The organism is Hydrogenophaga atypica, assembly GCF_042665215.1.
In the GTDB taxonomy this organism is placed as follows: domain Bacteria; phylum Pseudomonadota; class Gammaproteobacteria; order Burkholderiales; family Burkholderiaceae_C; genus Hydrogenophaga; species Hydrogenophaga defluvii_A.
Window position 1 is genome coordinate 220,293 of record NZ_JBHTCA010000006.1, and the last position, 25,431, is coordinate 245,723.

A 25,431-nucleotide genomic window follows, 5' to 3' on the forward strand; every position below is an offset into this window, starting at 1 on the left:
GGTTGCAATCCGCTAGCAAAGCGCCAGCATATAGCAGATTTGGCGGTTTTTGATGCCTGGGCGACCACACAAATATGGGACTGGCTCAGATATCGCAGGCACTCGACCAACTGGCCATGAAATCGATGGTCTCGTAGGCCGACGCAGCATGCTGACTTACGCGCTGGCCAAATCTGCAGGCTGCAGCCCCACCTCACAGGCTCCGCACAGAATTTTGACATCCGAGGCAGCCCATGCCTTGATTCCACAGGCAGCGCAGACGTACTTCACTCGGTCAACATCTTTCCGTGGCGGCGGGGCCACTAACGCAGATGAGCTTGAGTCCCCCGGATTCGCGTCAAGCAGCTTCTCAGAAATCGGAATCGACAACTCCACGGCCATCCCCGCCGCAGCCAAAGCCTCCTGCCGTTCATGGTTTGTCGCCTGTGCTGTGTCAGGCGCCTTGGGCACGTGCCTATCGAACCATTCGAGCTGATAACCCGTGGCCAGTAGCTCACGACAGCATGCGATGAAGCGCCCGTCGGGGTGGATGAAGTGGCTAACAGTCTGGCCCGTGTCCTTTCCGTTTGGCAAGCCGGTGGATGAAGGTTCAAGCCCAATCTCCCGCATCTTTGCGGCCCACTCCTTGTTGTGAGGGTTTGAGCGCGATGAGTGCCCAAATCGGTCCTGCCAGTGATGGACCATCTCGTGGACCAGCGTTGACAGACTTTCTTCAACCGACCGAAGCGTAAAGAAGCCGGGATGCAGTCCCAGCTCGTCAAGGGTCTGGCCCTCTCGGTTGATGAAGCGGTCCTTGTGGTGATACCCGTAGTGCCTACTTGAAGACCGCAGCGTGATGAGGCACGGGGGGAGCTTCCCATCAAAAAGGTGGGCGTTGAAGTGGTCAAAGGCTTGCTGCAGGCAGTCATAAAACTGCACCGTTGGACTTGATGTGTGCTCCATCTCCAACCTTCGTTATGCGAGCAAATGCTCAGCTTCTGCATAGTCCAAGACCATGGCTGGCCAATGCTCCGCAGTGATACCAACAAGTGCAGCTTCAATAGCCTGGTAAACCCCTGAAAGCGCATCAGCCTTGGTAGGCATGCTCGTGATTTTCCCAAACGCCGCCTGGAAGGTCTGCTTGATGGTGAAGTCCAACGTGTGCATAACTTCAAGGAATGCGAGAACAACCGCTGTTTCGTCAGTTGTGGCGCCGACCGAGAGCTCGAGCCATTCAATAACCCTGTCACCAACACCAATCGTGGCGAGCGCCGAGTAGCTGGTAGGCCAAAACTCTGGCCTGTTCAAGCGCAGGCCCTCGACCAACCCGGCCGGTGTGAGGCCTTCATAGCGGGACGCCCCATCCTCACTCCGCTCGAGGTGAACGGCCCAGAATGCATCCCTCGAGGGCGGTGCTTTCCAGCCTTTTGCACGTTTTGTATCCGGCGAATCGTCGCTGCCGATGCTGTCTATGAAATCGCGCAGCGCTTTGCTGCGCAACTTGGATTTACCTCCGGACGGCGCCTTCTTACTGAAAAGGAGACGGTCAACTGCGCTGGGGTCCTGACGAGAGTAGCGGGGGGCACTGCGCCAAACAGTGGGCACAGCCATACCTGCGACGGAGCTTGCCCCTACTGAATTGACCACAGAGAAAGGTGTGGTGGAAGAGCCGTAACGACCCAACACCATGCCAGCGGTCACGCCCCCATGGCCACCATGTCCCGCCGCGAGCATGCCCTGAACCGTCCTCAGCTCAGGCATGTCCACAGCTTTTTCGCCTTCGGCGCGCTGCTTGACGAGGATGAAGCTGGAGTCATCCGTCACCAACTGGTATTTTTCAGCCAAGGCCGGCAGTTGCTTGGTCAGCACTGCCGGCACACCTTCTGCCCCGCCTTTGAGCTGCCAGTAGCGCTGGTTGGCAGCCAGGCGCGCCAGCGTGTTGGCCTCATCTGCAATGAAGCTCGGCTTGAGTTCACCCAGGCAGACCTCACCCTCGACGCCATCAACACGCCCCAGCAAGCGAACGTTACCGGTGAGTGCCTCCGCCTGCTGAGCCTTCAGCCGGGCGAAGACGTTGATGTCGTCACCGTCAAAGACGCTCAGCGGCAAGTCAGATGCCGCATGCACCTCGCACTGCGCCGGCCAGGCCACCCGAGCATGCGTGACTTTGGGCGAGCGCATGCGCTGATACAGACGCTTGATGGCTCCCTCCACGTGTTCGCCTGCGGTCACGAACTCGCAACTGCCCCCGGTCTGATTCGCCAGTTGGCGCAGCAAGCCTTCGGCCACACTCGCCCCGATACCGACCACGAAGAAGCGGTGGCCACTGCGCTGGGCAGACTCCACCACGGCATCGATGGCGTGTATCTCACCGTCCGTGATGAGCAGCAGGTCGCTGCGCTCAGCGCCGGGCAAGACCAGCGTCGACAGGATGGCGTTGTTCATTTCCGTGCCACCCATGTCGGCCTCCAGCCGCACTGCCCAACGTTGGGCGGCCGCCATTGAAGGTGGTGCCACCTTCCACAGTGCCTTGCACCGGTGTTCGACGGAGTCACCGAAGCGGCTCAGGCTAAACCGGTCGCCGTCGCGCAGACTCGCCAGCACCGTCTGAAGTGCGCTGCGGGCCGCCTGAATGCTGTCGCCGTTCATCGAGCCGCTGCAGTCCACCAGGACCTTCATCGTCACAGGCAGACTTTGGCGAGTCGGCAACGCGGGCGTGAAGCTGGCCATCACCACCCCCAACCCAGCGTCGAGGTGGTCCCACGCGGCAAGACCGAGGCTGCTGTGGGTCAGTTTGTCGAAGACCAACACGAAGTCCCGGTCCAGCCAGGCTTTGGAGCCCAGGTGGACTTGGGTGATGAAGGTCTCTTTCATGCCGACTGCAGGCAGCGTGCGGATAGCGACTGGGTGGCTCGGCGAGCCGATTTGGGCATGAACCAGCTCACCCTGGATGTCCAGCCGAATATCGAACGGGTACTCGACGGTGGCGCTGGCTTCAGGGGCAGCGTGCGGCTCGTACCCACCGTCGCGCACCGCATGACCGTACTTCGGCGCCAGCGTAGTGGGCAGCATCAGTCGCAGGCTGCCCTGCTCAGGCTGAAGAATCTGCACGTAGTGCAGCCGCACCACACACGACTCATCTGCCATCAGGTTGCCCAGCTCCAGGGTGTAGCTGCGGTCGCGGTTGACGGTCACCAGGATGGCGCTGTCGCCCTCGGACACCGCCTCTTCATACTCCTCCCGAGCCTTCGCCTTGCGCTGAACGACCCCCACCAAGGTCTGACCGTTGAGCTCGACTTCAAGCCCGAGCAGCACCGCGTGCCAAGGCAAGGGGAAGGTGTAGACAACCTCCACATTGAACGACTCGGGGTTGCGAAATCGCTGCTCCAAGGTCATGTCAAGCATGCGGCCCACCACACGACCCTGCGCCTTGACGCCCTGCAGCAAAAGCGTGGAACCGTCTTTAGTTTTGAACGAGGTTGCTGGCATATCAGACCCTTGAAGGTGACAGAGAAAGACAGATGAAGAGAAATCACTGCCCTGGCGGCAGACCCGCAGCGCACAGCAAGTCAGGCGGCGCCGAGCGGCTGGCCTGTGACTTGGTCGTAGAGGCTCATGACCTGGCGGCTGAACTCGCGCACCTGCTCGGGTGTGAGCCCTGCCCTGCTCGGCTCAATCACGAGCTCCACGCCGTCCGCAATCGTCAGGCGGCTGACCACTTCCAGCGTGCCGCGCCGACGTCCGCGCGCCGGCATATCGGGCTCTTCGCCATTGAGCAAGTCCCGAATGCGGTCCAGAGACAAGCCGGCAGTCGTCCACTTCTTGATGAGCTGCAGTTGCTCCAGCTGTTTGACGCCGTACCTCGCCGCCCGGGTCTCACCCTCCGGCCGGTCGACGAGCCCCTGCTGGACGTAGTACCGGACCGTTCGAACCGGGAAATCGACCAGTGCGCACAGTTCGCTGAGTAGGTAGGAAGTTGCCATGAATTCATATTAGCACACCAAAACTGTTTATATTACTGTTCATTTAAATCAGTGCCGACTGCCCCGTAGCGCGTCGCATCTGGCGTGGGCGGCGGTTGCGGCCTGGGCGCAGGGAGGACAGGCTTTTGTCACGCAGGATGCGGCGAAACCGGTGGCCGGTTGTGACCACGCAGCCATCGCTGTCGATGACCGCGTAAATGTCCCGGTGGTCGCTGGCCAGTTGCGCCACTCGTGGGCCTTCGTGGCGCTCAATTCGCTCCAATGCCTTGGTGTCGAAATACGCGATTTCGCAGTGGGTGTGGTCGTGCTCACGGCGGCCGTAGGCCAGTAGGCAGTCCAGGACCTCGACCCGGATGCCTCGCTGCTGGAGGCGAACCTCTGCGTGGGTTGTCAGGCGTGGCACCTCGATGCCCTGCCACCCAAAGGACGAAACCGCTTGCGTCGTGAACATGTGGAACTCCTGGTGAACCGTGATGGAGCTAGTATTTGCACGGCAGTGGCTCATAGAATGAGCCACCAAACCAGTTGGCGACCGATTGACACAAGACCGAGGAACGCACCCGATGGCTGAAACCGTGCCGATTGGCTCAGAAAGCCAGCAGGCCCCTGACCTGGGGCGCTTTCTGGAGGCGCAGGCACCGGTCCTGGAGGATGTGATGTTGGAGTTGCGCCAAGGTCACAAGGCAACGCACTGGATGTGGTTTGTGTTTCCTCAACTCGCCGCGCTGGGGCGCTCGCAGATGGCGAGGTATTACGGGCTGGCCAACCTGGAAGAGGCCCAGGCCTACCTGAGCCATCCGGTTCTGGGGGAACGGCTGAAAGCCTGTTGCCAACTGGTCCTCGCCCACCGCGGTAAGGCAGCGGAGGCGATGTTGGGCTCCGTCGACGCCATCAAGTTGAGGTCCTGTTCCACCTTGTTCTTGCAGTGCGCAGGACTGGACTCAGTCTTTGGCAAGGTGTTAGACGGCTTTTTTGCTGGCGAGCCTGACCCGATGACGCTGGCGGTACTGGCTCAACAGGCGCAAGCCCGCCAGCAGCAGGTGTAACCAGACTGCCCACCGCCCTGTCATGGACCGTACCGAACGCTTCTACAAAATCGACGCCCTGCTCCAGGGTCACAAGGCGGTTCCCATCTCTCGCATGCTGGAGACACTTGAAGTCTCCCGCGCCACGTTCAAGCGGGACATCGAGTACATGCGCGACCGGCTGAACTACCCCATCGTCTGGGACAGGGAAACCAGGGGCTACCGGTACGACAAGGGACGTGAGGATGAAACACAGAACCTGCCGGGCTTGTGGTTCAACGCGCAGGAGGCCTATGCGCTCCTGATGATGCAGGCCATGCTGTCCGACCTGCAGCCGACGTTGCTCAAAGCGCAAATTGAGCCACTCAAAGCGCGCCTGCGCGCCCTGATTGAATCCGGACAGCATCCGGCTGAGGACGTGGACAAGCGGTTTCGATTGCTAACGACCGGGCACCGTGAGGTGCAGGCACAGCACTTTGAAGTGGTGGCCACCGGGCTGCTGAGCAGAAGGCGCCTTGGCTTGCGCTACTACGTCAGAGCACGCGATGAACGGAGCGAGCGTCTGGTTTCGCCGCAGGTCGTGGTGCATTACCGGGGCAACTGGTATCTGATTGCCTGGTGCCACATGCGGCATGGGCTGCGCTCGTTCTCGCTTGACTCTATTGAGACCGCGCACCTGACCGAGCTGAAAGCTCAAGAGGTCGACGGCGGCGTCCTGGAAGAGTTTGTCGGCCAGGGATATGGGATTTTTTCTGGTGGGCAGGTGCGGTGGGCTCGTCTGAGGTTTTCTGCGGAAAGGGCGAGGTGGGTGGCCCGAGAGCTTTGGCACCCAAAACAAGAGTTGACTTGGCTGCCTGACGGACAACTTGAGATGCGCCTGCCGTACACCGACCTGCGCGAACTCACGATGGATGTGTTGCGCCACGGAGCGCATGTTCAGGCGCTGGCACCGGAAGTCTTACGGGAATCTCTCGGGCTCGAGCATCTGCAGGCAGCCAAACTCTACTCAACAAAGGGACCAACGTCATGACTGAAGAGAGCCCACTGGCGGGGAGCAAGACGGTCTACTACCTGCCTGGTCATGGCGGACAACTATCCACCGGCCTGGGGCAAGGCCTGCTAAACCGTGGGTTCAATGTCACTGGCCGGGCGACTGTCGACGCGTTCCGGCACCTGCCCTTTATGGAGCAGGTCCGCATCGTGACGGAAGACCTGCAAACCCATTTCTGGTCCCCTGAGGACCACGTAGTGGCCAACTCGTTTGGTGCCTACCTATTTCTGAATGCGCAGGCGCAGCTGCCGCCTTACCCTGGTCATTTGCTTCTGCTTTCGCCCATTCTTGGGGACTTTGAAGACTCGGAAAACCACCGAGTCTTTAGCCCTCCGTTTCCAGAACGGCTCAAAAAAATGGTCTTCGCTGGTGAGTTTCCATCACCTCTAAACGCGCAGATTCATGTCGGGGAGCTGGACTGGCAGAGCGTGCCAGCGACGGTGGCGGGATTCGGTCTGGCGGCAAAGATTCCGGTGACAGTCGTTCCGAACGCTGGGCACATGCTGGGTGCGGAGTATGTGGGCGGCTTGCTTGACCGATGGCTCTAGGGGCATTTGTCGATGGGCACCCGAGCGAGTAGCGGTCCAACCAGCGCTGTTCTTTGCGAGTGGACAGCTCCTCAGTCGACCACATCACGCTTTTGGTGAGTCGTACACGGCTGCGTCAGAGCAGTAGCACTACAGACTCGTCGGAGGTTGGCTGAGGATATTTGCATCCCTGGCCACCGGGAACCCAACCTGCAACTGAGAAATGGTCAAACAGCCTAGCTCAGCAGGCTGATGACTTTGTAGGCGCGGGTCAGTGACCTGATGCGACTCGCGCATCGTTTCAAACATGAATTGCTAAAATCGATTACCCTTTGTATTGAACAACGCAATACACGACATCTACCTTCCCATGAGCACAGAAAAGTCCGTTGGAATCAGCTTTCGGGTTACCCCCAGACTTAAGCGACTTCTTGAGGCTGCTGCTCTCGGCGAACGCCGCAGCTTGACCAATATGCTCGAAACCTTGGTAGAGGAGTACTGCACCCGAAATCGCATTTACGACCACACCGAAGACAAGCAGGGCAACCGCTCAGAAAAGACAAGCACATGAACTGGATTACTGAATTTCTTGGCACCGTTCATCCGTCCCTAACCAACCTGCAGGGTGCTCCGCTCTACATCTTCGTGGTTGTTGTCATGCTGACAGTGGCCTTCCTCGTGGGGTATGGCGTAAAAGGCACTCAAGTCGCACTGCAACTCAATCATGCCCTTCGGGGAGTTCGGTCGCTCAAACTAGCCAAGCGAACGCCCAGTGCCGCCGAAATGGCACCGCTCTTTCAGACGGAGCCGCTACGGCACCTCTGGGACGAGTACGCGGATACTCTCCATGAGCTCAGGAAAGCATCATCCGGTGACTTGGTCCTCAGCGAGGTGCGGGCAACGGTTCCCGCCGAAACGCTCTTCACTCGTGAAGTCCTGGTGGACAGCCGCCTCTTCGATGACTTCACACGGCACTTGCCTGGGGTCTTGACGGGTCTCGGCATTATCGGAACGTTCGCCGGACTTCTGCAGGGCCTGGACAAATTCGACCCGACGTCATCCGCTACCGCAGTCGCGGGCTTAAAGCCTCTGTTAGAAGGGGTTAGCCACGCTTTCGTGGCGTCGGGTGTGGCCATCGGCTGCGCAATGGGAGTGGTGTTTCTCAGCCGACTTGTACTGGCGTACTTCTATCGGCTGGTAGAGCAACTCGCGCACGGCATTGATAGCTTATACGCGGGTGGTGCTGGAGAAGAGTACTTGGCGCGGCTTGTAAAAGCGTCCGAACAGAACGAGGCCCATACGGCGCAGCTCAAGGATTCTTTGGTGGAAGACCTCACCAAGCTGATGACCAATCTGGTGGACCGGCAGATTGCCGCCCACGAGGGCGCGAGCAGGGCGTTGGGGGAACAGCTCGGTGACTCAATCTCTACGGCCCTTGCAGAGCCAATGCGCCGGGTCGGCGAGGTTATGGAACAGACCACCAAGGGCAACGGCGAGCAAGTCAACAACATGCTCGAGACGCTGCTGACGGGATTCATGGCCAAACTTGAGGATACCTTTGGGGGCCAGATGCGCGGCATCAATGAGCAAATGCAGCGGTCGATGGATTCGATGGCCGCAGTTCAAAGTTCGCTTCAAGGGTTGCTAGCTGACATTAAGCAGACCAACGAACATGCCGCAAGCCAGATGAGCGGCACCCTCGAAGAGGCCATGAAAAAGTCTGCTGACAACCAGCAACTTCTCACTGAACAGATGCGACAGTTCGTCCAGGACTTCCGCAACTTGGTCAACGAAGAGCAAGCCAAGTCCAAACGAGCAATGGACGATGCGGTGATGAAGGTGCTTGGCGAGGTTTCCATCGCCATGGAGAAGATGGAGGAAGTTCGACGCTCTGCTGCAGTGGAAGAGTCGGGTCGAAATCAGGCGCTCAGCAGCCAGACGAACCAGCTGGTTGGGGGCCTCACGGCCCAGGTCGATGGTTTGCTTAAGACGGTGTCCGAGCAGGTCACACGAACCCAGCAGAATATCAACGCGCTTGGGGATGTCTCCCTCCGTGCCATCGATGGCATGAATCAGGGAGCGCTCACAATGGGAAGCGCAGCGCAGAAGTTCGAGACCGCTGGTAGTACTGTGACGGGCGTCTTTGACCGTGCAGGGAAGCTCTCCGAGCAGATGGCCTCGACTGCGTCGGGGCTTCAGGCCGCCGCAGGTGCTGTTCAGCGTGGCTTCGAGCAGTATGACCTCACCCGCAAAACCGTCGATGCTCAAGTCGCATCACTCACTGGTCTCATCGAGGCGGCGCGCAAGGAAGCTGGGGTGTCCAAGGACCTGATTGACGCTATCAAATCCAGTGTCGAGGCTCTCCGTCGTGCGGAATCCGAGAGCCGTGCCCATCTCGACAAGGTAAATGACGCTCTCATCAAAGCGTTCAACGACTTCGGTACTGCGCTGGTCAGTCAGGTCAAGAACACCATTGCTGAGACCGACCGGCACTTGTCGCAAGGCACCGGGCATCTCAATGGCGTTGTCCAGGAACTTGCTACGGCAGTCCACCGCATGAAGAAGGCTTGACATGCTGGCTCGCATCGTATTGAAGCGAAGCGCGCGCCATGAAGGGGAAAGTCCCTTTTGGATTTCGTTCTCGGATTTGATGTCCGCCCTCATGGTGCTCTTCCTTGTGGTTATGGCGGTCACGCTTATCGCTGTGACGAAAAGCGTGACTGCAGAGGAGGAGGCCAAGATTCAACGAGAGAAAGACATTCGTGGGGTCATGTCTCTCATAAAACGCGACTCAGCCCTGAAGAAGGTCAACGTGGACGAGAGCACGTACCGCATCGACCTGGGGGAAGTCGTTCGCTTCGAGAGCGGGGATTACTCCATCAAGGCGGACGCAGCCAAATTTTTGCGCGACTACATTCCTGTGCTCTTGGACGCCAAATCCACGCCAGAGGGACAGAAATGGATGCGGCGAGTAGTGGTGGAGGGCTTCACCGACCAGGATGGAACCTACCTCTACAACCTGGGTCTTAGCCTAAACCGAAGCCGCAGTGTTGTGTGTACTTTGTTCGGCAAGCCTAGTGTTGACGAGCGCCCTCTGAACGAACAACAGTTGCGCCAGATTCAAGACCTGTTCTTGGTCGGCGGCTATTCATTTAACTCTATTCGCCAGGACAAGGCAGCAAGTCGGCGGGTTGAGCTAAAAATTGAATTTTGGGGCATCACAGAAGACCGCCCCTCGGAGAACAAAGCCCTGGCCGCGAAGGAGTTCGGTCAGTGCTAGCCGTTCAGGCGTTCGCCAAGCTAAGCGGCAGCCTGACTGCCGCGATTTCGTCCATGGGCATCGGCGGGGGCACCTTTGGGTACCCCGCGCTGGTTGAAAAACAAGCTGCCGAGTCCGCCCGCCTCTTCCAAGGTTACGCAAAAGCCAGGCCCAACAAGGAAGACGCCTATGCTGCGGCACTCGCCTTCCTGCGAGGGCAGGCGTTGGACCCTTGGCAGCGAGACCTTATCGCCTCGGCTCTGGCGTTACCAATTCGGGAAGCTAAAGGGGCCTGCGTACTCTCCAGCCCAAAGTTTGACGCTTTGCTCGCGACGTACGAGGCAGAAGCCCGACGAGGAGACTTGTGGCGCTTGACGTGGCATGGCCTCCTCGCGTCTTATTTTGAGTTCAACCCTGACGCCCACAAGGATGCGCATTCCATGAAGGGGTGGTCGTCTTTGCGCGAATTCTTGGCCCGCACATGGCCCCTCGTTGACCGGCAGGCAGGGGCTGGCACTGTCCCTGACTGGGTTATGGTTCTGCGCCGTGAATCCGAAATCCTCTCGGAACGCCCTGTGGACAAGTATGCGCGTGCCTACCTTGCTGGGGACACCGCTCCTGCGGACAGCGTGGCTGCGGACCTCGGAATTCCACAATCGAGTTGGTTTTGGCACGCCATGGTCCTCGGGGCCATCAGGCGTGCAACGGCTGAAAGCGATGCTGAGTTTCGCCGGCTCATCCCAAGGTTGCTTCAATTGGTTCAGTCGAAGCCTGCGTTTCGAGATGACGCAGTTGAGCACATTTTGGTGCGCTACCACGGGTGCAAGGGAGCGCCTGCGGACGAGCGGCTACGGGACTTTGTGGTTCAGCCGACTGTCTGGAAAAACCCCAAGCTCAAGGCCGCAGGCATTGCAACCGCCTGGAGTCGCGTGCCAGACCCCGTCTGGTCGATGGTGCTTGGCTGGGTAAACGAGCGGAATCTGAAGGATTTCTTCGATATCCTGGCCGCGCGAAATAAGGCGGATGAGGGTCGCCTTGCGTTCTGGTCAAACTACCTGAAGCAGATTACTTGGACTCGGCTGGTGTTTGGTGCCGATACCATGGCATTGAAGACCCACAACGCGGAGATTCGCGACCTTATTGCACGTGAGGAAGGGGCCTATGCCGAGCTGACCGCTAAGCGTGATGTGGACGCGTTCATGATGCAGATAGGCCCCTACCTCATCATTGAGTTCAGCAAAAAGCCCAATGCCTGCTATGTTTACCAAGCGGATGAACTGCCCTTCGAGCCCTATGAACGCTACTACTCTGGGGGCACTAATGACTTGGCTGCGGGCTACTACGGCAAGTGTGCTGCACGGGTCGTTCATCGCGACGGCTGGGAATGGCGAGCTGCCGATGAGTTGAGTTCTTTGGGAATTCGTCCCGACACGTCTGAGGCCAAGAGGGCCCAACCGGTAACGCAAGCAGGTAGCCATGCCAACATGGTCCAGCAGCACCCTGCGAATCGCACTGCTGTCGACATGACTGAACTACGCCGCCTGGTGAGCAAATTTCACGGTGCAACGATTACTGACAAACGGGGCACCGGTGGAGGCCGACTCTGGGTTTCTGACCCAAGCCAGCGGGCTCTACTGGCTGCCGAACTGAAGTCGCTCGGCTTCAAGTGGGCAGAAAGCCGGCAGGGTTGGTACCTTCCGGAGAACTGATGAGCATGTTCGAATTCCTCAAGCGCACGGTCGGCGTCAAAGCTGATGAACGCACGCTCAAACTGGCCTGGACAAACGAGGGTGTGCGCTTCGACTTCAGCCGGCATCTTGCTGCACCTACGCCGGAGGCCTTGGTCGACGCCATAGAACGATGTGGGCCTGAAGAATCCTTGTTGGGAGCGTATCTGGTTCAGTTGGCGAATGAAGGCAAATGTCTCCTCGAGACCAGTCACGCATGCATCCGCTGGCCGGAACTGTTTGAGCTGCTCGGGTCAGCCGAGCACGCGGGCACCGTTTGCCTGCTCAACTTGCCACCTGCCAGTCCGCTACGTCCGGTGCTAAGTAGCTCTGGCTCCCTGTCCCAACCGGACTTCGACATCGAACTTTCGGGATGGACTGATGGCGCGGAGCTGGTGAATCCGGACAGCATTGAAGGCGCCGTCGTTACCGTTTCCGGAAAACGTCAGCTGTTGTCCGCTGCGGCATGGGCCACGGTTGCCGAGGTTGCGGCATTCCGTGCCCGGGGCCCGGATATGCGAGCCCAGCACGAGCAGGAACTGGCCTGGGGCTCTATCCGTGCCTTCGCCGACAGAGCGGGTGCCTTGTACGCCAACCCGTATTTGGAGTCGACTTATGTCATCACCCCCCAGTCCTTGCGGCTACCGACGACCAGGGAGGAGACACCATTTGGCAGGGTCCTTACAGTTGCACCAACGTTTGAGGGTGCGCCAGACGGTTGGCTTACTGCCTTCGACGGCTTCAACTCAGTGCAACCGCACTATGACCTCACTCGCGGAGGAGGTCGCGTACGAGTGGTCATCACCGAGCCAGTTCGACGAGTCCTTTCCGTAATCAAGCACGACATGCCCGGCCGACGTGTGGCCGGCGTACGGGCTGAGAAGTTCATTCACAACCCCTGGGCATTTCTTGGTGACACTGCACATGAAGTGCTTCGAGAGGAAGACTTCCAGCAAGACCGGGCCGAGGCTGGTTCTGTGGCAGCAGTATTCAGCTTGGTGCCCCGCTGCGAGAACGGTCGAATCGACTCGGTCGACCTGAGCGTCACCGAGCACTTCTCTGATGGCTCTGCGCGTACGAGCGCTAGCCCACTTGAAAGTCCGGCCCAGCTCGATGAATTGCTCACTGCCCTACGGCAGGCGCTTGAGCAGGACCGAGAACGCTTTCCGTGGCAGGAGTACGACCTCAGCATAGACGGCGAGTCCTCGACGCAGTTGGAACAGGGAATGCAATTCGCGCATCTCTGGAGGAGCCAGCCGGCTGAGCGCATCGAGTTCAGCGACATCTACGAGCTTGATGGGTACAGCGGACGCATTGAAGGCATCGGCGCGGCCCGGCCAATCTACGTGCCCGTCTTCCAGAAACCGACGAAGGACGGGGCGGACGATTCTGGCTGGCTTCCCTCTGACCTCACGCCCATGGTGCGAGTCACCTTACAGGGGCACGAAGGCCAGGTGCTTGTGCCGCTCACGCGAAAGTGGGTCGAGGATTTCGACACCCAGGTGACTGAGGCGGAGCGCTCTGGTCTGCCGGAAGTCAAAGATGCGAGCCTCCCAACGGCGATGGCCACTGGCCAAGCTCGAACGCTGGTGGACAGCTTCCGAAGCATGCTCGGGGCGCAAGACCGGGTAAAAGGCGATGGTACGGCCAAGCCCAAGGAAAAGAAGAGCCCGCGTGAAACCCTGCTCGTCAAGACGAACTTTCACGGCATCGACTATTTGGAGGAACGACGTGCGTCGCTCGCGCTCCCATCCGGTACTTCACCGGTTTTTCCAAAGGCTTTGCGCCCGGGCATTGGATTGAAAGCACACCAGCAATATGGTGTCGCTTGGTTTCAACACCTTGTCGCCAAAGCGCCGGCGGAGTGCCGCGGCGCACTGCTCGCCGATGACATGGGGCTTGGCAAGACGCTTCAGCTGCTGTCAGTGCTCGCGTGGTATTACGAGGTTAACCCGAACGCAGCACCGTCGGTCATTTTTGCTCCCAAAAGCTTGCTTGAAAACTGGGGCAACGAGTCCAAGAAGTTCTTTACGCCTTCGTTCCCCGAAGTCTTGACGCTGTATGGCGAAGAGCTAACCGTGAGGAAGCAGCCGTTGGGGCTTATCGACTCAGCACTGCAGAGCAAGGGCATCGTCGAGCTGCTGAAGCCTCATTGGGCTGGCAACGCTAAGGTCATCGTCACGACCTATGAGGTGCTAACGTCCTACGAGTTTTCCTTCGCAAAGCAACCCTTTGCCTTTGTCATCTGCGATGAGGCTCAACGCATCAAAACGCCAGGCACCCTGGTGACCCTGGCGGCAAAGAAGCTGAAAGCGGACTTCCGCATCGCTTGCACGGGGACCCCGGTCGAGAACTCCTTGGCTGACTTGTGGTGCCTGTTCGACTTCGTGCAACCCGGCCTGCTTGGCGCGCTCGAAGAATTCGGAAAGACCTATAGGCGCCCCATCGAGTGCGAGACCGATGAACACAAGAAGGCACTTGAGAAGCTGCAATCAGCGATTGCGCCACAGACACTTCGGCGCACAAAAGCTGATATAGCGGCTGAGCTAAAAAAGAAGTACTTTGCTGTCAAGGCGGCGAACGACGAGCGCATCGAGTTCAAGGTAGCTTTGGGAGAGCTGGACCGGCTCGAAATCGCCATTTCGGAGCACCAACGGCTGCTTTACAAGGGGGGACTGAAGAAACTTCAGGACGCTTCGAAGGAGTCGAATGGACGCAAGCGCGCGCAGCTGTCATTCGGCGCCTTGCATTTGATGAAAGCTGTCTGCGCGGAGCCGTATTGCCTGCCGGGCACCAAGTTCTTGATTGACAAGGGTGGTCGCAACGTACACCTCGCCAATTCGCCCAAGCTCAGTTGGTTGTTAGCTCACCTCGAGCAAGTCAAGGCGTCGGGCGAGAAGGCCATCATCTTTACGGAGCTGCGTGAGGCGCAGGTCGCACTCTTCTATTTCCTGCGTGAGACCTTTGGTCTTAAGCCCTTCATCATCAACGGGGACTCGCAGGGCCGTCAGGCATACATCGACAAGTTCTCAGCAAAGGATGGCTTCGACGTCATCATCTTGTCCACGCTCGCTGCTGGTGCAGGCTTGAACGTCACTGCGGCCAACCACGTTTTCCACTTCACGAGAGCCTGGAACCCCGCGAAGGAGTCTCAGGCGACCGACAGAGCCTATCGGATTGGTCAAGAGCGCGACGTCTACGTGTACTGCCCCACCATGGTCGCAGACGACTTCATTACGTTTGAAGTCCGTCTAGACCAGCTACTGAAAAAGAAGGCTGGCCTTGCAGGAGCTACCCTCGACGACGGCGGTTTGGTGGCCATGCTGAACGGCACCGGCCGAGAAGCCACTTTCTCTGAACTCGTGGGCGAGGGAGTGGAGGGAGAGGCCATTCCCCGCCGCTACCTCACCCTTGACGACGTTGACCGGATGGACGGCTTCAGCTTTGAGGTCTTTTGCTGTCTTCTGTGGGGCAAGCGTGGGTACCAGGCCCATGTCACATCCAAGAAAGGCGGTGATGGGGGAATTGACGTCGTTGCCTTGATTGGCCGAGAAGGCGAACTCTTGCAGTGCAAGAGCTCGGTGAGCTCCGACCTCGGTTGGGATGCCATCAAGGAAGTGACGGCGGGTGCAGCGCGGTACCAAGCGCGATTCGCTGGAACCCGCCTTCGCAAGGTAGCGGTAACCAACCAGGCCTTTACCAGCGGGGCAGTTGCCCAAGCCGAGGCGAACCACGTGGAGTTGGTGACCAGAAATTCGCTGGCAGAGTACCTAGGTGCTGCGCCGGTCACAAATCACGAGTTCGATGAAGCACTGCTCCATTGGCTGCCCCTTTTTTCTGAGGCACAATAGTCTCTAGCAAGCTTGTATTCGCGAAGTGGGTGAATCAATATCACCCATGATAAGTTGAATCTCTAAATTCAAAATTTTATCTAAAACTATCATGAATCTACCAGCACCTTTTGGCCTCTCACTCGGCATGAAATTAGAGGATTTCAGCGAACTCAAACTGGCTGAGATTGCTCCGTTTAAATATCGACTTGACAACCCACCGAAACCCCATCCGGCATTTGAGTTCTATATACTTCAAATATCACCAGAAAATGGACTATCCTGGATAAAAGCAATAGGACAAGATATTCCAACAAATGGATTTGGAACCTCCATCAACAGCGCATTCCTTGAAATGGAAGGCAAGCTAAAAAAAACTTACGGTAACTGCGACAGGACTGATTTGTTACTTCAAGGCAGTATTTGGAACGAACCTCAAGATTGGATGATGGGCCTAGTAAAAGGCGAGCGTCTTTTGGCTAGCCATTGGGAGGTCAAAACTGGCGCGAAGCTAACGGAAGCCATTGAATCGGTTTTTTTAGTGGCAAGTGCGCGGGAAACTGATTGTGGTTATATTGCCATCGAGTACGCACTCAAAAACAACTCCGCTGCCTCAGAAGAAATCGCCTCATCTCAGGATGATGCATTGTGATGAGGCCTGGAATTCCAAGAAGAATCAAGCTTTATGCCTGGGACCAAGCCTCCTGAGCATGCTGGGAAAACTAAGCTACATAGCGACAATTTTGCTGCCAACGCAAACAAAACGCCCGTTGCTAGTCGCGCTGACACTGGCCACCACCCTTGTGTCAGCGGCATGGCCTCGCACCCCACAGTTCGACAACACGGCGCTGCTCACACCCCAGCCCACTAGCTTTGCGCAGTGCCCAGACTTTTTTGCCAGCGGTAGGCCTCCGGCTATCTCACCCCAGCCCAAACTTCGCGAGCTCTGCTATGAGGCTTTTGCTGTGCTTCACAGCGGCACCACCAAGACACCGGTGCTCGTGGCACAGCGCCTCAATCGTGAGCGCATCGAGGACGCAGACGAAAAGCGGTCCAACCGATTCTTTGCAGACGCTCGGCTACCCAGTGCCGAACGGGCTGAACTGGAGGACTACAGGCGTTCGGGTTACTCCCGCGGGCACATGGCACCTGCGGGTGACATGCCGACGCCCACAGCGATGGCACAAAGTTTCAGCCTCGCGAACATGGTTCCACAGGATGCCCAACACAATGGGGGTGCGTGGGCCAAGATTGAGCAAGATACCCGTCACTACATTCGCCGCGCGCGGGGCGACGTGTTTGTAATCACAGGCCCCGTCTTCTCAGAAGATTCCCCAACGATAGGTGCCAGTCGAGTCAGGGTTCCCGCGTATCTTTACAAGCTGGTGTACGACGCCTCGACGCAACGGGCTTGGGCTCATTGGCAACAGAACACACAGGGTGAGACTGTGCGCCGCCCCATCAGTTACGCTGAACTCGTCAAGCGCACAGGCATAGATTTTTTACCCGGCATACCGGTGAAACCGTAACGCCATTCAGTTGGTGGGCACACCGCGCGTGAGATTTGCAACCTGCTTGTCGTCATATACAAACGCAATAGCAAGGACGCGAACAACGCGAATTCGAGTGGGTCTGAGGAAATGCCCCGAGGTTCGAAGACATCACCAGACGTCTGGCACTACAAAACTGAATCCATGCAGGAGCGGACATGAAGCACTTCTACCGGCTGATGCTGGTTTTTGCTGTCGTACTGGGCGTGTATGCGGCACTTTCTGTTGTGGCCACGTTCAGCCAGTTGGCAGATGCGGCCGACCGCTTGATGGCGGGCGCAGGCACCCCGGTTTTCTGGGTCTTGCTGCTGGCATTTGTGGGGTTGGTGGCCTGGCCAACTATTCTGATGATGCGACTGCCGCGCATGCAGTTACCGCCCAGGGACACCTCGGAGCCTGCTTATTCGCGACACCAATCGTGGCTCAAGAAGCACCTGTCGGCGCATCCAGACATGCAGGTGCAGACCTTAGCGAGACGAGACGACCTGCCTTCGGCAATGGGTGTGCTCGACGAGCAGGCCCGGCGGCTGATTCAGCAGACCGCAGGCGGGGTCTTTATAAGCACAGCCTTGATTCAGAACGGACGGCTGGACGGCCTGGTGATGTTGGGTATGCAGCTGAAGCTCATCGGGCAACTGGCGGCCCTTTATCGACTCAGACCCACGCCGCGGCAAATCACGTATCTGTACGGCAACGTGGCGGGGACCATGCTGCTTTCCAGCCAACTGGATGACCTTGACTTCAAGGAACTGGCTGCGCCCATCGTGTCATCTGTAGCGCCCTCGCTGGCCACAGCCATTCCCGGGATGCAGGGCGTCGGTCAACTGCTGGTCAACAGCATGGCCAGTGGCTCGGCGAATGCGTTTTTGACGCTGCGGGTGGGGTTGATTGCCCAGGCGTACTGCATGCCGTCGGTGGAGCCTGCACAGGCGGAGGTGCGCCAGTCGGCCACACGGCTGGCATTAGCCATGCTGGGAACAATCGCCCGCGAACAGGGCCAGAAGATAGCCCTGGGGGTGTGGGGCAGTGTGAAGCAAGGCACGGTTGACACCGTGCAAAGCGCAACGCAGGGCGTACGTAGAGCCACTAAGGCTGCTAAGGAGACAGTCAAAGCAACAACAACCACAGTTGCAGACACTGTGGTCAGCACAGCAGATGGGGTCATCACGGTCGCGGTGGCGGGCACCCAAGCGGTACTGGACACGGGAGTCAAAGTGGGCAAGGGCGCTGTTGAAGCTGCCCAGAGTGCCGGCGAGGCGACCGCAGAGACGGCTGTGAAAGCCACCGCTGCAATAGGTAGCAGCAGCATAAAAGGCGCAAAAGCCGTGGCTGACGTCGGAGAAGCGGCCATAGAGTCAGCAGGCAAACTCTTCAAGCGCAAGAGTGGGAATGCCGCGGCGCCTCCCGACGACACCAAGCAGATTGGCCTGTTGTAGTTGCAAATTGACCCGCACAGAATTCCCATCAGGATGCGGTGACACTGGTGGCCAGCAGCCTGGCTTCTTGTCTGCCATCGCGTGGAGTACACACGTTGCTTTGCAACGGCTCCTACACAGACCTTTGGAGTTGACCGGATACTCAACTCCAGGCCAGCCAGGCGGGTCAGCAGTCAATAAATCCAAGGCAACAGTCGCCAGGTTCGGTGACGGTAGTCGGCATATAGAGGGTAGTGGCCCAACAGCCACTGCTCTTCCAGCTTCGACTTGGCAATAAGCACCGCCAGTAGGGCAGTCCATAGTGCCAGCGCGGTGGCATTTGCTAACCATGCACCGGCGCCAGCAGCAAGCAGCAGGACCGCGCCGTACATCGGGTGCCGAACCCAACGGTAAGGCCCTTCTTGCACCAGTTGACCGCCTTCGCGAGGCTCCGGTCGGATATTGAAGTTACCGGGCCGATTGACCCATAGCGTCCACAAGCCCAAAACGGCACTGCTACTCCACAGCACCCAGCTCCAGCTGCTGGGGACGGATTGCCGCGCTTCCAGCAGGCAGAGCGTCGCAAGAACCAGCAGGAGACCAAACTGCAACGTGACCCAAAGTTGGCCGAGCATGTGAGGAGTCATGCGCAAAGCATAGCGCGACCTATTCACTACACAGGTTTCCAGGACCTAATTTCTTTGAAAGGAAACCATGAAAAAACCAACCCGAAATCGCAACAGACTCAGCCAGCAGATTGAGCGCCAAGTGCTGGCCTACGGCCTCCGAGACTTTCGGTACGGCCAACTACTCAGCCCGGAGGAAACCAACGAGCTGGCAGACGAAATTGGCTCAAGCAACCTCCAAGGCTGGACACTTAGGTCTGCTCTTGCCGGTGAAGAAGTCGACTGGCTCAGCAAGTTGAAAAACTCCATCTTGCTCATAACGACAAGAACCGTTTGCCGTGACCGACTGTTGGTGGTGTTGTCTATGCAAATCAACGGTGTGCAGTTCCGTTGGGGCGTACCACTTTGGGAAATCGGTGCACGCGATTGGTTGCGCCAGGTGAGTGAAGAAAAGTCCATCACATGGGTCGTCCAGTCAGTCAACAACGAACAAGGCGCTGTCCAGTTCTCGAATACCTTCAACGATGAAACTGCCCACGCGTTGCTCAATCTGCTGACCGATACACCGGTCCTCGAGGAGACTCAACAAACAAGGTTTGAGCAGTTTGTACAGGCGGGCATGGAGCTGATGCTGGACGACCCACAGGTCTACGGCAAAGAAGGCGAAAGCACTGAGGACCTCCGCATCCTGATGATGGTCAGACAGCAAAACGCTCATGGCCTCGTGAAACTTCTACACCAGGCAGCTGACGATGCCCAGGCTGAAATGAGGCAGTGCCTCTCCAGCCTGTTTGGGTGGGGCAAGTTGCGCTCCGCAGGAACTCGCTAACAAATGATTTACTGGGGTATCCGAGAGGATGCCCCAGTTTTTTGAGCGCGTCGCAACTCAAAACCACTCTGCCGTTTCGCGCCTGAAACTAAAGCTGATAACGGGTCCACAAGCGCCGCGCCAAGGCGCTGGTGGGCCTGGTTTGCGCTATTGAACTATTCAATAGTCCGGCGACGTCATATTGCGATAAGTGATTGATTTGCATACGCTTTTCAGAGCGAGGCTGTTCACGATATGCCCTGCTCGGGACGGGTGAGACGTCATATCGTGAACGGTCAATCCCCTCCAAGTCGCAATCATGCGATTGACCTACGAAGGTCACTGAACGGATTTGCAACTCGAAGGCACCGACCTCCCCATCGCCCAGCCTGCTGGTCAACAGCCCACCCATCACGCAGTCGTCGATGGCGGTCCATCCGTCGACGGATTCGGGCATCCAGTCGCTACACAGGTTTCAAGGACCCCAATTTATTAGGAAACCACATGTTGAATTTGCATGAACTTACGAGTAGCCCGGAGACCCTGAAACAGTTGCTGAAGCGTTGTCGCGGGCTGCGCAGCGCCCTACTCCTGTCACCCGAAGAAGCCGAGCTTGCTGTAAGCGCGCGAGGGCTGAGCTTACCGGCGGGCTGGGCCATCCAAACAGTACTCAATGCAGACGAGGTAGACGACCTCCACCGCTACAAGGCTAGCTCGGCCTCATATGCCAGGGTCACCGTTCAGGACTGGTTACCCAATTTGCCCTGCTTGTCCTTGGACGTTAGCTGCGAGCGCCACCATTTCCAGTGGATTCTTCCATTTTGGGAAGCCGGCGCACGGCAATGGCTGGAAGCGCTGGCGGCACAAGGCAGTATCACCCTGTTTGCTGATGCCTCAGACGGCACACGCAGTATTGCAATAGTTAACCGCGCCCCGTTGAGTAATGAGTTTGATGGTGTTCTGAGTTCGATAGTTGCCCCTTGCTTTGATTCAAAACAGGCATCTTTGGATGCGATGGCCGTGAGTGGATTGCGCGCGATGCTCGAACGTGACAGCCATTTTGACGACCCGCACCGCAAACTTCGGACTATGGTGGTCGCGAGAACAGGCAACGCGCAGACCATCGTTGACGCGTTTCAGATGGCGGCTGACATTGGGGAAGCCATGCTGAAGACACGAGATACCAAGTCGGCATACCACTGAAGAAAGGCATAGGTACCCTCAAACTGGGACACCTTCAACAGCAAACTGATTAAAGGGGGAGTCGCGAGACTGCCCCTTCTTTTTTTTACCGCACAACGAAGACGGAAGCTGACGTTTTCAATCGACGCCGATTGATGCGCTCACACTCCGCTGGCAAACAGACTGCAAACGTTAGTTGCAGTGTCGCTAGCAACAGTCGGGTCCGTGTGGCCCTGAGACCTGCTCAGCTGGCTGGACGGGAAAGGGGGCGTAGCAGACGTCATATCGCGAACAGTGTTCCCCTCGGCTCGCCGGATGACAGCTTTCGTGGATGTGCTGACGCCTACCTCCCACAAAACCGTCCAGTGCGACAGACGGGCAATCGCCGCGAGGGCTCTCTTCAGTTCGCTGCGACGTCGACGCAGCGTGCCCGCCGGTGCGGAATCATGGTCGGTCGGCCACACTCGTGCAGCCAGGGTATCCAGGCCGATGCTCAGGCTGGCACCGGGTCGCATGGTTGTGGAAAGGAACGCGTGGACATGCATTGCCAGGTCACTGCCCAAGCGCAGTCGCTCGCACATCCAAAGCTTAGCGTACTGACCTCCAAAAAAAACCGAGGCTAGGCGGTGGTTCAAGGCCAAATGAATGTGTCGGTCATCGCCCTCAACCCACACCAAGAGAAACGATTGCCTTGTCGTACGACAACCGGAATGCTCTTCCCAAACAACCACCTCGCACAAACGCCGCAAACCCGCCTTGCGCATTTCGATGGTCGAGCCCCCGCTGCGAGTGCCACAGCGCCGATTGAGTGCTTCCCAAGTTGTCCGAATCATGACTGTTTTCGGCATGCCGAGGCCGCCCTCTGGGTAGAGCGCAGACCACAGCCGACCAGGCAAGCTGCGGTCGTCGGCGGCGGAAACCACGGCATCATCTCCACAGTCCGCGTACTGCTCCCCAGCAAGCTCAAGCAACGCTAAGAGCAACGTTTGCTCGGGCACCCCAAGAGCCTCCCGGGCGCTGAAACGGAGGATGTGTTCCGAGCCAAGCGCATAGGAGACATCCAGAACGGGGCGCTGAGCCCCCTTGGGCAAGGGGGTAAACAGCAGACTCAAGCCAACAGATGGTTGGTACCGTGCTGGAGGGCGTTGGTCTGACAGACGTTTCATGCGCGTTCCCGGCTAATTCGACGACGAGGACTCAGCGTGCTCACGTTGGCCCCTGTCGGCATCTGAACCGGAACGAGCACTCCCCCCGCAGTACGATGCAAAAGAACCGTTGGCCGTTTAGCGCCATAGTTATTCTTAGCATCGGTCAGTGCCACATGCGCACTGGCATGGGCGATGGGAATACCGTGAGCTTTCAAAAGGTCCCGGCTCGGAGATGTCAAGTTAATTTGCCATCGCGCGTCGTCTTTAAGCGCTGTCGAGCCGCGGCCAGCGTCTGCTGTGTCGCCATAACCCTGCAAACCTGATGCTCGGCTGCTGTGGTGGGCAACCAGCACTGCTGCACCAGATTTTTGCGCAATCTGTTTGAAAACAGACATTACAGCGGACATGGGAGCTGACTGGTTTTCGTCCTCGAAATGAAATTGGCGAAGAGGGTCAACGATGAGCAAGCGCGCACCACTACACAGAGCCGTGAGCTCCTGAGCATCCGCAGACCCCTCCAAATCGGGGGTCAGCAGATTAACGCGCCGTCGACCAGCCAATGCATACAACCTGAGGTTCTCATCAAGGCGCTGCATGAACTCGGGCCACGTAAATCCCGCTGGCAAAACATCGCGCTGTTTTAACGAGAAGACAATGGCGTGCAGCCTTTGCCACAACACCTCGATGGGCTCCTCTGCTGCAACGAAAACGACTTTTTGGGGGTTACGAGACATACCCTCGAAAACCTCATGGCCGAACAGTGAATCCCGGCACCCCAAACCGGTTGCGAGCGACACGGCAACCTGCAGTTCAAACATCGTTTTGCCCATACCGCCAGGCCCCACTAGTAGCCCAACACTTCCCGCCGTCAGTCCAGGAAGTACGAAATCCAAGGGTGGCGCAGGGTTGGTCAGAATCCGCTTGATGTCGAGGATGCGGCCAAAAATAGAGCTCAGCTTAAAATCAAACACGGCGTCCCCCGCTCTGGATGTTCGAGGCCAGCCACGACTCAACGTCTATTGCACGCCAGCGGAGCAGTCGAGTGCCTGGCAGTTGCAAGCGAGGTGGCACCGCATCGGGATTACGGCGAAGGTCTTTTCGGACAGTCTCAGGGTTGCGCCCCAAGATGGCGGCGAGCTCACTAAGTGTGAGTAGTTTCAGTTCTTGCATGATTTCTCTCTTGTCGGAAAACTGGAGCACGACAGCGACCGACAACGCCTGCTCATGCCCGCCAGCGGTCGATAGTGACCATGGCAAGAGATATAGGTCGGGGTTTTATATTTCCGGAGCGAAAAGAGAAAAGGGCGAGCACACAGGCCCGCCCCAGAGAATCAAAAGCTCACGTCTTCAGACGCCAGCGGTCTCGTTGTGTCGTGATGCATCAACAAGACGCTGAGCTTCCTTTGCCTCAATCGCGCGGCCTTCGTGGTCGTCATGCAGCATGGCTGCTCTCTGAAGCCAATGCACCATCTCGGGCAGCTGGCGAACTCCGAACAGGTCCACACCGGTGGTATCGGCATAGAGGCTGACCAGCGCACGTTTCGCGTCTACCGGCAGAAGATGCGGTCGATGCGGCAGGGAGTGCCGCACTGAGGGGTCATTCAGCATTTTTTTGAATGCTCGCTCGACGACCAACGCTTCGTCTTGCGGTGGCCACGCAAAATCGCTGAGCGAAATGCTGCCAGAGACGAGTTTCACCACCGCAACTGGGACGCCGAGGTAGTGAGCACAAGACCTCGCGAAATCGGGGCTGATACGAGCGACCTCGCGGATACCTGTTCGTAGTTGGTTGATGTAGCCATATGTCACGCCGAGCGCCTGGGCCATTTCCGTGAGCTGTTGACCACGTATTTGCGCCTCCTCCAGTAGCCAGGCAAGCAACGGACCGCCTTGGTCGGCGTACAGCCGTTCGACACGTTGAGCCGGTGTCTCGAGCTGTCGGTCGCAACTGTAAACTTCAGACGCAGAGATGACTGGTGCGCGGCTGGACTTTTTCATGAAAATTTCCTTCAAATGTTGACCTGAGGTGTGAACCGAAATCAGCTCACAACAACGTGTAGTCACCGGCTCCAAAAATTCAGTCCTTGCGCCGCCATCAACACGCACATATCAGCCCTTGCCTCTGTACTTGACAAACCCTCGCTCCTGCAGCGCTCTCAGCAGGCTGCGCTCATCACCATCTACCGCGTTGCAGACGGCGGACCACTGTCGGTAGGCCCGTGTACTGCACGTGCCCTCGGCTGGTGGCCGCCCTTTGCAGCCAATAGACGATGTCTGGCAACTGCCGCACACCAAACAGGTCCACGCCAGTGATGTCCGCGTACATCATGACCATCGCACGCTTCGCGGCCACCGGCAGTTTCTGAGCATGCCTTGGCAGAGACGGTCGAACGTTCGGGTCGGTCAGCATGCGCTGGAATGCTCGCTCGACCACCATGTCCTCGTCCAGGGCAGGCCACGCGAAGTCGGACAGTGAGATGCTGCCAGACACGAGCTTGACCACGACCGTGGGGACGCCGAGGTAGTTCGCGCAAGAGCGAGCAAACTCATTGCTGATGTTGGAGACCTTGCGTATTCCATTACGCAGCTGGTTGATGTAGCCGTAGGTCACATGCAAATCGGTGGCCATCTCGCTCAACAACTGACCGCGCAACTGTGCTTCGTCGATAAGCCATCTGTGATGACCTGGGCGTTGAAATTGACCAGGCCGAGCAATCCAGTCTGTGGCCGCTGCTGGAGCGACTGTTTTCCTTGACGAGGGGGCAGTCAGTCGCCTTGTGCGATGCGCTTCAATTGGCGTTGGTCGCAGAGGAGGGGCCTGCGCAATGCTGGAAGGCCCTGGGGATTGAACTCGGAGCAGCTTGAATTCGCATTGATGCCTTGAACTGGTCTGCTCAGAGCTCGTCAATATCGACCTCGATGGCGCGGTACTTGTCGGCCAAGCGACTAGGTCGTGTTAACACTAATTCCCTAAATGGAATTGACGAACCACACTGTGGTGCATGGAAATCTCGTCCGAACAGTTTGCTCGTATCGAACACTGCCTGCCGACTCAACGCGGTAACGTGAGCATGACCAACCTTCAGGTGGTCAATGCCATGCTTTACGTGGCTGAGCACGATTGCAAATGGCGTGGCCTGCCCAAAAGGTTTGGCAACTGGCACACCATCTACACACGCATGCGCCGCTGGGAGGTAAGCGGTCATTGAACTACGTCTTTCCACAGAGTGCCTGAGAGAGGAAGCTACGTGTCCATGTAGAACAAGGTGGACGCGTATGTCAGAGATCGATTCAGAGGTGGTACGACGCCTGGTCACGGGG

General features: G+C 58.0%; 22 protein-coding genes and 1 pseudogene. 14 read left to right on the plus strand and 9 right to left on the minus strand.

The features are described from left to right. Positions 1-156: 156 nt before the first annotated feature. From ACFQPB_RS11525 to ACFQPB_RS11540, 4 genes are all read right to left on the minus strand, one after another. Positions 157-942 carry a SprT-like domain-containing protein gene (locus ACFQPB_RS11525; RefSeq protein ID WP_382223263.1) on the minus strand — a complete coding sequence of 262 codons (786 nt, stop codon included), beginning with the start codon at positions 940-942 and terminating at the stop codon, positions 157-159. 12 nt (positions 943-954) lie between these two features. Further along, complete coding sequence (locus ACFQPB_RS11530; protein WP_382223266.1) at positions 955-3,468, minus strand: VIT domain-containing protein; 2,514 nt, start codon at positions 3,466-3,468, stop codon at positions 955-957. An 80-nt stretch (positions 3,469-3,548) separates the two neighbouring features. Then, entirely contained in the window at positions 3,549-3,962 is a 414-nt protein-coding gene (locus ACFQPB_RS11535; protein WP_382223268.1) for a MerR family transcriptional regulator, read from the minus strand. Between the two features lie 43 nt (positions 3,963-4,005). Beyond that, a complete protein-coding gene (locus tag ACFQPB_RS11540) occupies positions 4,006-4,413 on the minus strand; it encodes a hypothetical protein (RefSeq protein WP_382223271.1) in 408 nt (135 codons plus the stop codon). A gap of 112 nt (positions 4,414-4,525) precedes the next feature. On the opposite strand from ACFQPB_RS11540, the gene ACFQPB_RS11545 reads away from it, so the two are divergent. From ACFQPB_RS11545 to ACFQPB_RS11595, 11 genes are all read left to right on the plus strand, one after another. After that, positions 4,526-5,008 (plus strand): DUF1810 domain-containing protein, encoded by a 483-nt coding sequence (locus tag ACFQPB_RS11545; RefSeq protein ID WP_382223274.1) that lies wholly within the window; start codon positions 4,526-4,528, stop codon positions 5,006-5,008. Positions 5,009-5,030: 22 nt separating this feature from the next. Continuing rightward, complete coding sequence (locus tag ACFQPB_RS11550; RefSeq protein WP_382223277.1) at positions 5,031-6,017, plus strand: helix-turn-helix transcriptional regulator; 987 nt, start codon at positions 5,031-5,033, stop codon at positions 6,015-6,017. Continuing rightward, the gene (locus tag ACFQPB_RS11555) at positions 6,014-6,586 is read left to right on the plus strand and encodes an alpha/beta hydrolase (protein WP_382223279.1); all 573 of its coding nucleotides are present in this window, start codon (positions 6,014-6,016) and stop codon (positions 6,584-6,586) included. The genes ACFQPB_RS11550 and ACFQPB_RS11555 overlap by 4 nt, the downstream gene beginning before the upstream one ends. 349 nt (positions 6,587-6,935) lie before the next feature. Continuing rightward, positions 6,936-7,136 (plus strand): type II toxin-antitoxin system TacA family antitoxin, encoded by a 201-nt coding sequence (locus ACFQPB_RS11560; protein WP_382223281.1) that lies wholly within the window; start codon positions 6,936-6,938, stop codon positions 7,134-7,136. Next, entirely contained in the window at positions 7,133-9,136 is a 2,004-nt protein-coding gene (zorA, locus tag ACFQPB_RS11565) for an anti-phage ZorAB system protein ZorA (protein WP_382223284.1), read from the plus strand. Before ACFQPB_RS11560 ends, zorA begins: the two co-directional genes overlap by 4 nt. A 1-nt stretch (position 9,137) precedes the next feature. Beyond that, complete coding sequence (locus ACFQPB_RS11570; protein WP_382223287.1) at positions 9,138-9,845, plus strand: flagellar motor protein MotB; 708 nt, start codon at positions 9,138-9,140, stop codon at positions 9,843-9,845. Beyond that, positions 9,839-11,533: an EH signature domain-containing protein gene (locus ACFQPB_RS11575; protein WP_382223290.1), complete on the plus strand. Its 1,695-nt coding sequence runs from the start codon at positions 9,839-9,841 to the stop codon at positions 11,531-11,533. Before ACFQPB_RS11570 ends, ACFQPB_RS11575 begins: the two co-directional genes overlap by 7 nt. Then, positions 11,533-15,402 (plus strand): SNF2-related protein, encoded by a 3,870-nt coding sequence (locus ACFQPB_RS11580; RefSeq protein ID WP_382223293.1) that lies wholly within the window; start codon positions 11,533-11,535, stop codon positions 15,400-15,402. The genes ACFQPB_RS11575 and ACFQPB_RS11580 overlap by 1 nt, the downstream gene beginning before the upstream one ends. 91 nt (positions 15,403-15,493) lie before the next feature. Beyond that, complete coding sequence (locus tag ACFQPB_RS11585) at positions 15,494-16,033, plus strand: hypothetical protein (RefSeq protein WP_382223296.1); 540 nt, start codon at positions 15,494-15,496, stop codon at positions 16,031-16,033. A gap of 58 nt (positions 16,034-16,091) precedes the next feature. Further along, positions 16,092-16,910 carry a DNA/RNA non-specific endonuclease gene (locus ACFQPB_RS11590; RefSeq protein ID WP_382223299.1) on the plus strand — a complete coding sequence of 273 codons (819 nt, stop codon included), beginning with the start codon at positions 16,092-16,094 and terminating at the stop codon, positions 16,908-16,910. 179 nt (positions 16,911-17,089) lie between these two features. After that, on the plus strand, positions 17,090-18,367 hold the full coding sequence (locus ACFQPB_RS11595; protein ID WP_382223302.1) for a DUF697 domain-containing protein: 1,278 nt from the start codon (positions 17,090-17,092) through the stop codon (positions 18,365-18,367). Between the two features lie 173 nt (positions 18,368-18,540). On the opposite strand, the gene ACFQPB_RS11600 is transcribed toward ACFQPB_RS11595, so the two are convergent. Beyond that, positions 18,541-18,981 carry a methyltransferase family protein gene (locus tag ACFQPB_RS11600; RefSeq protein WP_382223305.1) on the minus strand — a complete coding sequence of 147 codons (441 nt, stop codon included), beginning with the start codon at positions 18,979-18,981 and terminating at the stop codon, positions 18,541-18,543. A gap of 79 nt (positions 18,982-19,060) precedes the next feature. Between ACFQPB_RS11600 and ACFQPB_RS11605 the strand changes: the two genes are divergently transcribed. Together ACFQPB_RS11605 and ACFQPB_RS11610 are read left to right on the plus strand one after the other, a co-directional pair. Beyond that, positions 19,061-19,801: a hypothetical protein gene (locus tag ACFQPB_RS11605; RefSeq protein WP_382223307.1), complete on the plus strand. Its 741-nt coding sequence runs from the start codon at positions 19,061-19,063 to the stop codon at positions 19,799-19,801. Between the two features lie 483 nt (positions 19,802-20,284). Next, positions 20,285-20,983, plus strand: a complete 699-nt coding sequence (locus ACFQPB_RS11610) for a hypothetical protein (protein ID WP_382223310.1) — start codon at positions 20,285-20,287, stop codon at positions 20,981-20,983. Positions 20,984-21,123: 140 nt separating this feature from the next. On the opposite strand, the gene repC is transcribed toward ACFQPB_RS11610, so the two are convergent. From repC to ACFQPB_RS11635, 4 genes are all read right to left on the minus strand, one after another. Further along, a complete protein-coding gene (gene repC / locus ACFQPB_RS11615; RefSeq protein ID WP_382223313.1) occupies positions 21,124-22,128 on the minus strand; it encodes a replication protein C, IncQ-type in 1,005 nt (334 codons plus the stop codon). Continuing rightward, positions 22,125-23,081 carry an AAA family ATPase gene (locus ACFQPB_RS11620; RefSeq protein ID WP_382223316.1) on the minus strand — a complete coding sequence of 319 codons (957 nt, stop codon included), beginning with the start codon at positions 23,079-23,081 and terminating at the stop codon, positions 22,125-22,127. The genes repC and ACFQPB_RS11620 overlap by 4 nt, the downstream gene beginning before the upstream one ends. Before the next feature lie 376 nt (positions 23,082-23,457). Further along, entirely contained in the window at positions 23,458-24,108 is a 651-nt protein-coding gene (locus ACFQPB_RS23915) for a hypothetical protein (RefSeq protein WP_465262277.1), read from the minus strand. Between the two features lie 175 nt (positions 24,109-24,283). Further along, positions 24,284-24,739 (minus strand): hypothetical protein, encoded by a 456-nt coding sequence (locus ACFQPB_RS11635; protein WP_382223325.1) that lies wholly within the window; start codon positions 24,737-24,739, stop codon positions 24,284-24,286. Positions 24,740-25,112: 373 nt separating this feature from the next. Here ACFQPB_RS11635 and ACFQPB_RS11640 point away from each other — a divergent pair. After that, positions 25,113-25,313 (plus strand): annotated as a pseudogene (locus ACFQPB_RS11640) (transposase); the annotation flags it as partial. Between the last annotated feature and the right edge of the window lie 118 nt (positions 25,314-25,431).

What these genes read in the sequence shown, in the direction of transcription:
- ACFQPB_RS11635 (WP_382223325.1), bottom strand. Translation starts at nt 24,739, where the DNA reads ATGGCCACCGATTTGCATGTGACCTACGGCTACATCAACCAGCTGCGT.
- ACFQPB_RS11580 (WP_382223293.1), top strand. Translation starts at nt 11,533, where the DNA reads ATGAGCATGTTCGAATTCCTCAAGCGCACGGTCGGCGTCAAAGCTGAT.
- ACFQPB_RS11535 (WP_382223268.1), bottom strand. Translation starts at nt 3,962, where the DNA reads ATGGCAACTTCCTACCTACTCAGCGAACTGTGCGCACTGGTCGATTTC.
- ACFQPB_RS11600 (WP_382223305.1), bottom strand. Translation starts at nt 18,981, where the DNA reads ATGCTCGGCCAACTTTGGGTCACGTTGCAGTTTGGTCTCCTGCTGGTT.
- ACFQPB_RS11560 (WP_382223281.1), top strand. Translation starts at nt 6,936, where the DNA reads ATGAGCACAGAAAAGTCCGTTGGAATCAGCTTTCGGGTTACCCCCAGA.
- ACFQPB_RS11610 (WP_382223310.1), top strand. Translation starts at nt 20,285, where the DNA reads ATGTTGAATTTGCATGAACTTACGAGTAGCCCGGAGACCCTGAAACAG.
- ACFQPB_RS11525 (WP_382223263.1), bottom strand. Translation starts at nt 942, where the DNA reads ATGGAGCACACATCAAGTCCAACGGTGCAGTTTTATGACTGCCTGCAG.
- ACFQPB_RS11545 (WP_382223274.1), top strand. Translation starts at nt 4,526, where the DNA reads ATGGCTGAAACCGTGCCGATTGGCTCAGAAAGCCAGCAGGCCCCTGAC.
- ACFQPB_RS11590 (WP_382223299.1), top strand. Translation starts at nt 16,092, where the DNA reads ATGCTGGGAAAACTAAGCTACATAGCGACAATTTTGCTGCCAACGCAA.
- ACFQPB_RS11555 (WP_382223279.1), top strand. Translation starts at nt 6,014, where the DNA reads ATGACTGAAGAGAGCCCACTGGCGGGGAGCAAGACGGTCTACTACCTG.
- ACFQPB_RS11530 (WP_382223266.1), bottom strand. Translation starts at nt 3,468, where the DNA reads ATGCCAGCAACCTCGTTCAAAACTAAAGACGGTTCCACGCTTTTGCTG.
- ACFQPB_RS23915 (WP_465262277.1), bottom strand. Translation starts at nt 24,108, where the DNA reads ATGAAAAAGTCCAGCCGCGCACCAGTCATCTCTGCGTCTGAAGTTTAC.
- ACFQPB_RS11570 (WP_382223287.1), top strand. Translation starts at nt 9,138, where the DNA reads ATGCTGGCTCGCATCGTATTGAAGCGAAGCGCGCGCCATGAAGGGGAA.
- ACFQPB_RS11585 (WP_382223296.1), top strand. Translation starts at nt 15,494, where the DNA reads ATGAATCTACCAGCACCTTTTGGCCTCTCACTCGGCATGAAATTAGAG.
- ACFQPB_RS11605 (WP_382223307.1), top strand. Translation starts at nt 19,061, where the DNA reads ATGAAAAAACCAACCCGAAATCGCAACAGACTCAGCCAGCAGATTGAG.
- zorA (WP_382223284.1), top strand. Translation starts at nt 7,133, where the DNA reads ATGAACTGGATTACTGAATTTCTTGGCACCGTTCATCCGTCCCTAACC.
- ACFQPB_RS11550 (WP_382223277.1), top strand. Translation starts at nt 5,031, where the DNA reads ATGGACCGTACCGAACGCTTCTACAAAATCGACGCCCTGCTCCAGGGT.
- repC (WP_382223313.1), bottom strand. Translation starts at nt 22,128, where the DNA reads ATGAAACGTCTGTCAGACCAACGCCCTCCAGCACGGTACCAACCATCT.
- ACFQPB_RS11540 (WP_382223271.1), bottom strand. Translation starts at nt 4,413, where the DNA reads ATGTTCACGACGCAAGCGGTTTCGTCCTTTGGGTGGCAGGGCATCGAG.
- ACFQPB_RS11595 (WP_382223302.1), top strand. Translation starts at nt 17,090, where the DNA reads ATGAAGCACTTCTACCGGCTGATGCTGGTTTTTGCTGTCGTACTGGGC.